General features: G+C 74.8%; 7 protein-coding genes. 4 read left to right on the top strand and 3 right to left on the bottom strand.

Annotation, left to right across the window (positions count from 1 at the left end; all coding sequences use genetic code 11):
- Window positions 1-133: 133 nt before the first annotated feature.
- The gene (locus tag ABEA53_RS16365; protein ID WP_345482380.1) at window positions 134-910 is read right to left on the bottom strand and encodes a hypothetical protein; all 777 of its coding nucleotides are present in this window, start codon (window positions 908-910) and stop codon (window positions 134-136) included.
- A 57-nt stretch (window positions 911-967) separates the two neighbouring features.
- Window positions 968-1,753, bottom strand: coding sequence for an amidase domain-containing protein (locus ABEA53_RS16360; RefSeq protein ID WP_345482386.1), 786 nt, complete (start codon window positions 1,751-1,753; stop codon window positions 968-970).
- Between ABEA53_RS16360 and ABEA53_RS16355 the strand changes: the two genes are divergently transcribed.
- The 4 genes from ABEA53_RS16355 to ABEA53_RS16340 all read left to right on the top strand — a co-directional run bounded on the left by ABEA53_RS16355 (window position 1,680) and on the right by ABEA53_RS16340 (window position 5,271).
- The gene (locus tag ABEA53_RS16355) at window positions 1,680-2,093 is read left to right on the top strand and encodes a hypothetical protein (protein ID WP_345482387.1); all 414 of its coding nucleotides are present in this window, start codon (window positions 1,680-1,682) and stop codon (window positions 2,091-2,093) included. The two genes, ABEA53_RS16360 and ABEA53_RS16355, sit on opposite strands and share 74 nt — an antisense overlap.
- Before the next feature lie 182 nt (window positions 2,094-2,275).
- On the top strand, window positions 2,276-3,520 hold the full coding sequence (locus ABEA53_RS16350) for an LCP family protein (RefSeq protein WP_345482379.1): 1,245 nt from the start codon (window positions 2,276-2,278) through the stop codon (window positions 3,518-3,520).
- Window positions 3,517-4,182, top strand: a complete 666-nt coding sequence (locus ABEA53_RS16345; protein WP_345482378.1) for a DedA family protein — start codon at window positions 3,517-3,519, stop codon at window positions 4,180-4,182. The genes ABEA53_RS16350 and ABEA53_RS16345 overlap by 4 nt, the downstream gene beginning before the upstream one ends.
- 9 nt (window positions 4,183-4,191) lie before the next feature.
- Window positions 4,192-5,271 carry a glycerate kinase gene (locus tag ABEA53_RS16340; protein ID WP_345482377.1) on the top strand — a complete coding sequence of 360 codons (1,080 nt, stop codon included), beginning with the start codon at window positions 4,192-4,194 and terminating at the stop codon, window positions 5,269-5,271.
- 102 nt (window positions 5,272-5,373) lie between these two features.
- On the opposite strand, the gene ABEA53_RS16335 is transcribed toward ABEA53_RS16340, so the two are convergent.
- Window positions 5,374-7,383 carry an acyl-CoA dehydrogenase family protein gene (locus tag ABEA53_RS16335; RefSeq protein WP_345482376.1) on the bottom strand — a complete coding sequence of 670 codons (2,010 nt, stop codon included), beginning with the start codon at window positions 7,381-7,383 and terminating at the stop codon, window positions 5,374-5,376.
- Between the last annotated feature and the right edge of the window lie 222 nt (window positions 7,384-7,605).

Raw genomic sequence — 7,605 nt, 5'->3', positions numbered from 1 at the left:
CGTCAACGGCGCCGTCAACTCCACCGCCTTCGGCAACACGGCGGCGAAGTCCTGATCAGCTGCTGCTGAAAGGGAAGGGCCCCGGTCGACGACCGGGGCCCTTCCTCGTTCCCGGGCGATGCGCCCGGCGCGCTCAGCGGTCCTCGTCGGAGCCGCGGGTCGTGCGATTGCGCGGCAGCGGCTCCGTGCGGTCGGACTCGAGCAGGGGCGCGAAGAGCCGGTCGATCGCCGAGTCCCGGTCGGTGCCCTGCTCGGGCGCGGCGGGCGCGGCGGGCGCGGTGGCCGGCTCGGCCGGCGTCGCAGCGGCAGGAGGCTGCGAGGCGGCCGCGGGACCGCGCAGCGCGGGCTTCGTCGTGCGCGGCGCCCTCGTGCGCGGCGTCGTGGCGCGCGGGGTGGTCCGAGCGGTCGCGCCCGAGGCCTTCGCGGGAGCCGCGGCCTTCGCAGGGGCGGGGGCCTTCGCCGGGATCACCTCGGTGACCGCCTCGGCGGGAGTCGACGCGGCCGCCGGTGCGGAGGTCGGCTCCACGGCCGCCGCGGGCTGCTTCGCGGGCTCGGTGATCGGCTGCACCGCGGTCGCTGCGGCGGGCTCGGCGACCGCCGCGGCGGCCGGCTCGGCAGGCTTCGCGGCCGCAGCCGGTCGACCGGGGCGCCGCGCCGAGAACGGGACCCTCTGCGCGGGCGCGGTCCCGCCGTCGGCGGGCTCACGCCCGGCGCGCTGCGGTCCGCGGAGGCGGGACCACGCCCGAGCGGTCGCCGCCCGGGGGTCGACGCCGTTGCGGCGCAGCAGGTGGTCGAGCACGAGCAGCGCCAGCAGGACCAGCAGGACGGTGGCCACGACGAGCGCGAGCAGGACGAGCCCGCTGAACGCCGCGAGGACGAGGCCGACGGCGGTGGAGAGGAGCGGGGTCACGACGATCCACTATGCCGCGCCCCGCTCCTCCCGTGTCGCCCGGCGGGCGACCGGTCCCTACTTGAGCAGGTGGAAGAACTGGATCTTCAGGGTGGAGCCCTTGATCCTCTGCTTCCCGTAGTACGCGGCGAGGCCCGTGGTGCCGCCGCCGAACTGCCGGTTCAGCGTGTGCGCGACGTAGTAGACGTCCTTCGTGCCGTTCGGCAGCACCACGACCTTGGACACGATCCCCGTGTGGTCCCACGAGGAGTACTTCTTGGCGTGCCCGGGCCAGCGGAACTGCACGACGTCGCCGACGGTCACCTGGCTGCGCTGCGAGTAGGTGAGGCGCGTCGCCAGGTCGGGGCGCTGCTTCAGCCAGGTGCTGAGAGCGGTCGAGGAGACCCAGCTGCCGCTCCAGCGACCGGCGCCGTAGTTGAACCACTGGCTCGACCGCGGCCAGCCGCGCGCGAGCAGCGTCTGGCTCGTGAAGTTCGCGCAGTCGCTGCCGCTGAGGTACCCGAAGGTCCGGTTGGAGTAGTTGTTCCAGTTCTGGAACGCGTAGGCCATCTGGCGGTCGAGCTTCGTGTCGACGATGTAGCGGTAGGTCAGCCCGGTCGGGCGCGGCATGGGGTCGGACTTCGCCGTGAGGGTCACGCTCGCGACCCGCCCCTGGTAGTCGGCGGAGTTCTGCAGCACGAACCGGGCGCGGGAGTCGGAGAGGACGACGAGGTCCGCGACCGGCGTGCCGGCGAACTGCACGCCGGCCAGGTTGGTGAACCGCGAACCGGTGATCGTCAGGGTGCGCGAGCCGGCGGACCGCCCCGAGCGCTTGCTGATCCGGGTCGCAGCGGGCAGCGGCACGGCCGGGGTCGCGGTGGGCGTCGGCGTCGCGGTCGGCGTCGTCGTGGGCGTGGTGCGCAGGGTCGGCGGTGCCACCGGCGGGGCGGTCACGACCGGCGCCGCGGGCGTGGCGGTCGGCGACGCCGGAACGGGCGCGGTCGGCGAGGCGACAGCGCGCGTCGGCGTGGCGGAGGGCGTCGGCGACGCGACGGCGCTACCGTTCGGAGCGGCGGCAGCGCTGCTCGTCATCGAAGGCGTCGGCGTCGGCGTGGGCGTGACGGCCCCCGCGGGCCCGGCCGCACCGAGTGCGGCGAGCGTCGTCACCACGGCCGCCGCGAGGGCGGCCGTGCAGGTCGAATAGCGTGCAGTCATCGGTGTGCGTCAGTCCCCAGTCGGCGTTTTCCGAGCAGATCGTTAAGGACCGACCCCTGTCCAGGGGAAACGCGGTCAGTAGGATCCGTCTCGACGTGCGCGATCGACGGTAACCGCCGGGCTTCGCCACCTCGTCCCCCAGTGCGGGGCGCGCCCGGTGAGGAGGGACGAATGGCTGATCCGCGCCGGAGTCCGCTCGCCCGCCACGGGCGCCTGGCCTCCCCGGGCCTCGCGATCGCGGTGGTGCGCGTCATCGCGATCGGCCTCTGCGTCGTCGTGGTGGCCGGGCTCAGCCTCGCCGCGATCGCCTTCAACCGGCTCGACGGGAACGTGCAGGCGCGCGCCACGGCGCTGCCCGGCGACCAGCCCACGGACATCCCCGAGATCGGCGCCTACTCGGGCACGGTCAACATGCTGCTCGTCGGCAGCGACACCCGGAACGGCCAGAAGGGGCACTACGGGGCGAACCCGGGCAGCACTCTGAACGACGTCAACATCCTGATCCACATCAGCGAGGACCACACCAAGGCGACGGTCATCAGCTTCCCGCGCGACATGTACGTGAGCCGGCCGAGCTGCGCGAACCCGGAGGACACGAAGCAGCAGCTGCCGGGTGCCACGGGCGTGAAGATCAACAGCGTCCTGGAGTACGGCGGCCTCGGCTGCGTGCGCGACACGGTCGCCGACCTCACCGGCATGAAGATCCCCTTCGCCGCGCTCATCACCTTCGACGGCGTCGTCGAGATGTCGAACGCGGTCGGCGGCGTGCCGGTCTGCGTGGCGAAGCGCATCGACGACGACTACACCGGGCTGCACCTCAGCGCGGGCGAGCACACCCTCGAGGGCGTCACCGCGCTGAAGTTCCTCCGCACCCGCCACGGGGTCGGCGACGGCAGCGACCTCACGCGCATCAGCTCGCAGCAGGTGTTCCTGTCGTCGCTGGTGCGCAAGATGAAGAGCTCGTCCACGCTGACGGACGTGACGAAGCTCTACGGGCTCGCCAGCGCCGCCACGGAGAGCATGAGCCTCTCCTCCGGGCTCGCGAACATCGACACCATGGTGTCGATCGGGCGCGGGGTCGCCTCCATCCCGCTCGCCCAGTTCGTGCTCGTGCAGTACCCGACGCAGCTCTACGCCGACGGCGTCGTGCCGAACGAGAAGCCGGCGGCGACGCTGATGGCCGCCGTGAAGGCGGACAAGACCCTGAAGCTCGCGAAGAAGCAGACGGGCGCCACCGACGGCGCCGGCTCCGTGACGAGGGGCGACGCCACCTCGAGCCCGTCGCCGAGCGGCACGAGCAGCCCGTCGCCGAGCGCCACCTCCTCCGGCGACGCCGTCGACCTGCCGAGCACGGTGGTCGGGCAGACGGTGGAGCAGGAGACCTGCTCGGTCGGCAACGACCTGGGGCGCCGGTGACGCTGGCCCTGCCCGGCGCGGTCGGCCGGCAGGAGGAGGGCGGCCTGCTGGCCGTCGCAGCCGACGTGCTGCTCGCGGTCGGCGACGTCGGCGTCGGCGCGCTCGTGCTGCTCGAGACGGTCGTGCCGCCCGTGCCGAGCGAGGTGATCCTGCCGTACGCGGGGTACCTGAGCCGCGAGGGGCGGCTCTCGCTCGGCGGGCTGATCCTGTGGAGCACCGTCGGCTCGACCGTCGGCGCGCTGCTGCTCTACTGGCTCGGCGCCGCGCTCGGGCTCGAGCGCGCCTCCCGGCTGCTGGCGAGGACGCGCCTGGTCGACGAGGACGACCTGGACCGCGGCTCGGCCTGGTTCCACCGGCACGGCGTCGTCGCGGTCGTGGTCGGGCGGCTGGTGCCCGGCGTCCGCAGCCTCATCTCGATCCCCGCGGGCGCGGACCGCATGCACCTCGGGCTCTTCGTGCTCTGCACCGCGATCGGCAGCGGCGTCTGGAACGCGGCCCTGATCGGGCTCGGCGCGGCGCTCGGCACGCAGCGGCACGTGATCGACCCGTACCTCGACGTGCTCGACGTCGTCGTGTACTCGGCGCTCGCGGTGGGCGTCGTCGTGCTCGTCGTCCGCCGGCTCCGTCGGCGCAGGGCCCGCACGGCCGCAGAGGGCGACTGAGGCGATCCCGTGCGGGTCGTGATCGCCCCGGACTCCTTCAAGGGCACGCTGTCGGCACCGGGGGCGGCGGCAGCGCTCTCGGCCGGCTGGCGCGCCGTGCGACCCGACGACGACGTGGTCGCGGTGCCGATGGCGGACGGGGGCGAGGGCACCCTGGAGGCGCTCGCGGCCGCGGTGTCCGCGTCGACCGCGGTCCCCGTCCGCGTCCCGGGTCCGGTCGGCGACCCGGTCGACGCGGTCCTCCTCCGGCTGCCCGACGGCCGCGCGGTGGTCGAGCTGGCCGCCACGAGCGGGATCACCCTGCTGCCCGCCCTGCAGCCGCGCACCGCGCACACGCGCGGTTTCGGCGCAGCGATCCGCCGGGCGCTCGACGACGGCGCCACCGGCCTGCTGCTCGCCATCGGCGGCAGCGCCTCCACCGACGGGGGCGTCGGCGTGCTGCGCGCCCTCGGTGCGCACTTCCTCGACGCGGAGGGGGCGGACGTGCCGGACGGGGCGGCCGGGCTGCTCCGGCTCGCGCAGGTCGACCTCGCCGGCCTGGTGCCGACGCCTCCGAGCGGCGTCCTGGTGCTCACCGACGTGGTGAACCCGCTGCTCGGTCCCGACGGGGCCGCCGCGGTCTACGGGCCGCAGAAGGGCGCGTCGACCGAGGACGTGCCCGTGCTCGAGGCGGGCCTCGCGCGGCTCGCCGCCCTCCTGCCGGCCGATCCCGCCGCGCCCGGTGCGGGCGCCGCGGGCGGCACCGGCTTCGGGCTGCTCGCGTGGGGCGCCGTGCTCGTGCCGGGCGCGCCCGCGGTCGCCGCCGCGGCCGGCCTGCCCGACGCGCTGGCCGGCGCCGACCTCGTCGTCACCGGTGAGGGCCGCTTCGACTGCCAGTCGCGCTCCGGCAAGGTGCCGGAGGCGGTGCGCGGGCTGGCCGAGGCGGCAGGCGTCGCCGCGGCGCTCGTCGCGGGCTCCATCGACGCGTCCCCGGACGGGTACCGGTACGCGGTCTCGCTCACCGAGCTCGTCGGCCGGGAGGCCTCCTTCGCCGATCCCGCCGCCGCGCTGCGCCGCGCGGGCGCCCACCTCGCGGCCGTGCTGCCCTGACCGCGATCTGCTCCGGATCCCTGCCGCTCCATCGCTCCTGCAGCGGCACGGAACCGGAGCACCATCCCGATCGGCCCCCGGTCACGACGGCACTGCGAGCCGTCAGCGGGTGGCGGCGATCGCCTCCGCCTGACGCCGTCCCTCGGCGCCGGAGGAGATGGCGGCGCGCAGGTGGCCCTGCTCGTAGCCGAACGCCTCGACGAGGTCGAGCGCGTGCGGCCGCATGCGGCGCACGAGCGAGTCGAGCAGCCGTGTCACGGCCTTCGCCCGCGAGACGCTGAGGCGGCGGCGCACGAGGTACCAGCCGAGCTCCCGCTCGATCGTCTGCAGCGCGAACACGTCGCGCACGAGGGCGAGCACCGCCTTCGTCGGGGCGTGCGTCTCGCGCTCCACCGCGCGGGTGAACGCCTTCCACTGCCGGAGGCGCGCCTCGGCGCGGGCCGCCTCGATCAGCGCGTGCTGGTGCTCGCCGAACCGCGCGGCGAGCTCCGCCGCGGAGGCGCCCGGCCTGCTGCGGAGCGCCGGGGCGATCTCGGCGACGGCGACCGCCACGCGCTCGGTGAGGATCGCCTCCTGCACCGCGGGGTCGCGGAGGGAGCGCGACGCACCGGCCGCGGTGCCGCCGTCGGCCACGCGCTGCGCGAGCGCGGTGAGCCCGGCGGACGCAGCGGCCGAGCCGACGAGCTGCCCCGCGACGATGCGCGCCGAGCCGGCCCGCCCCGCCGACTTCAGCCGCTTCCCGTACTGCGTGAGCAGGCGCTTGCCGACGAGCTGCAGCAGCACCGTGTTGTCGCCCTCGAAGGTCGCATAGACGTCGAGGTCGGCGTGCAGCTGGCCGAACCGGTTCTCCGCGAGGAAGCCGGCGCCGCCGCACGCCTCGCGGCACTCCTGGATCGTGTCGAGCGCGTGCCACGTCGACTCCGCCTTGTGCGCGGCCGCGAAGTTCTCGAGCTCCTGGCGCGACTCGTCCGTGTCGTGCTCGCCGGTGAAGACGCGGTGGAAGTCGAGCAGCAGCTCGTCCTGCGCGTAGGTCGCCGCGTAGACGCCGGCGAGCCGCGTGAGCAGGCGGCGCTGGTGGCGCGGGTAGTCGAGCAGCACCTCCTCCCGGCCGTCCGCGCCCGCGAACTGGCGGCGCTGCTCGGCGTAGGTGAGCGCGATCTGCAGCGCCACCTTCGCGCCCGTGTTCGCGGCGCCCGCGAGCGAGACGCGCCCCTGCACGAGCGTGCCGAGCATCGTGAAGAAGCGGCGGCCCTGGCTGGCGATGGGGGAGGAGTAGGTGCCGTCCGGCGCCACGTCGCCGTAGCGGTTCAGCAGGTTGGTGCGCGGCACCCGCACCGCGCTGAAGTGCAGGCGGCCGTTGTCCACGCCGTTCAGGCCGCTCTTCGGCCCGTCGTCCTCGCCGCCGACGCCGGGCAGGAACGCGCCCGCCTCGTCGCGGATCGGCACGAAGAAGGCGTGCACGCCCTGGCGCTCGCCCTGCGTGATCAGCTGCGCGAACACCACGGCGGCTCGGGCGTCGACGGCCGCGTTGCCGATGTAGTCCTTCCACGCGGCGCGGAAGGGGGTGTCGATCACGAACTCCTGTGCGGCCGGGTCGTAGGTCGCGGTGGTGGCGATGGAGGCGACGTCCGAGCCGTGCCCCGTCTCGGTCATCGCGAAGCCGCCGAACGTCTGCAGCTCGATCGCGTCCGCGAGGAAGTGATCGTGGTGGTACCGGGTGCCGAGGTGCAGGATCGCGGCCGCGAAGAGCCCCCACTGGACGCCCGCCTTGATCTGCAGCGACGGGTCGGCGGTCACGAGCTCCTCGAAGGCGACGAGGTTGCCGCCCGCGTCGCCGGTGCCGCCGAACGCCTCGGGGAACGGCAGGCGCACGGCGCCGCTGTCGAGCAGCACCTGCAGCTGCGCCGTCACGCGCGCCCGGTGGTCGGCGACCAGCAGGTCGTCGCGGCGGTGCAGAGCCGGGTCGAGCGTGCGGGCGCGCGCCGCGAGCCGGATGTCCCGCCAGCTGCCGAGCAGTCCCGTGCGGATCCGTTCGAAGTCCGGTCCGTCCGCGCCTCCGGTGGGCGTGCGCGCCTCCGTCGTCGTCGTGCCGGTCATCGAATCCACCGCCATGTCGGCCTCCTGTCCGTTCGGTCAGGGACGCTAACCGCTGATCGGCCGGGGCCTGGAATCCGCTGGCGGAAGCGTGCGCGCCTCCCGGCTCGGGGCCGGTCGCCGCTGTGGACGACCTACAACCAGGGTCCCTGCGCGCTGTGGGGTCCCGCGGATCCCGAGCCTCCGGAGACGGCAGCGCGGGCTCCGGCAGCACGCCGTCGCTCGCCGCAGTCCGCTCGC

This window comes from Amnibacterium soli, assembly GCF_039544415.1.
GTDB classification, from domain to species: domain Bacteria; phylum Actinomycetota; class Actinomycetes; order Actinomycetales; family Microbacteriaceae; genus Amnibacterium; species Amnibacterium soli.
Note: the sequence above shows the minus strand (reverse complement) of the source record. Positions and strands in the feature narration are given on the sequence as shown.

Coding starts and splice junctions, on each gene's coding strand:
- ABEA53_RS16335 (WP_345482376.1), bottom strand. CDS start 7,383: ATGGCGGTGGATTCGATGACCGGCACGACGACGACGGAGGCGCGCACG.
- ABEA53_RS16350 (WP_345482379.1), top strand. CDS start 2,276: ATGGCTGATCCGCGCCGGAGTCCGCTCGCCCGCCACGGGCGCCTGGCC.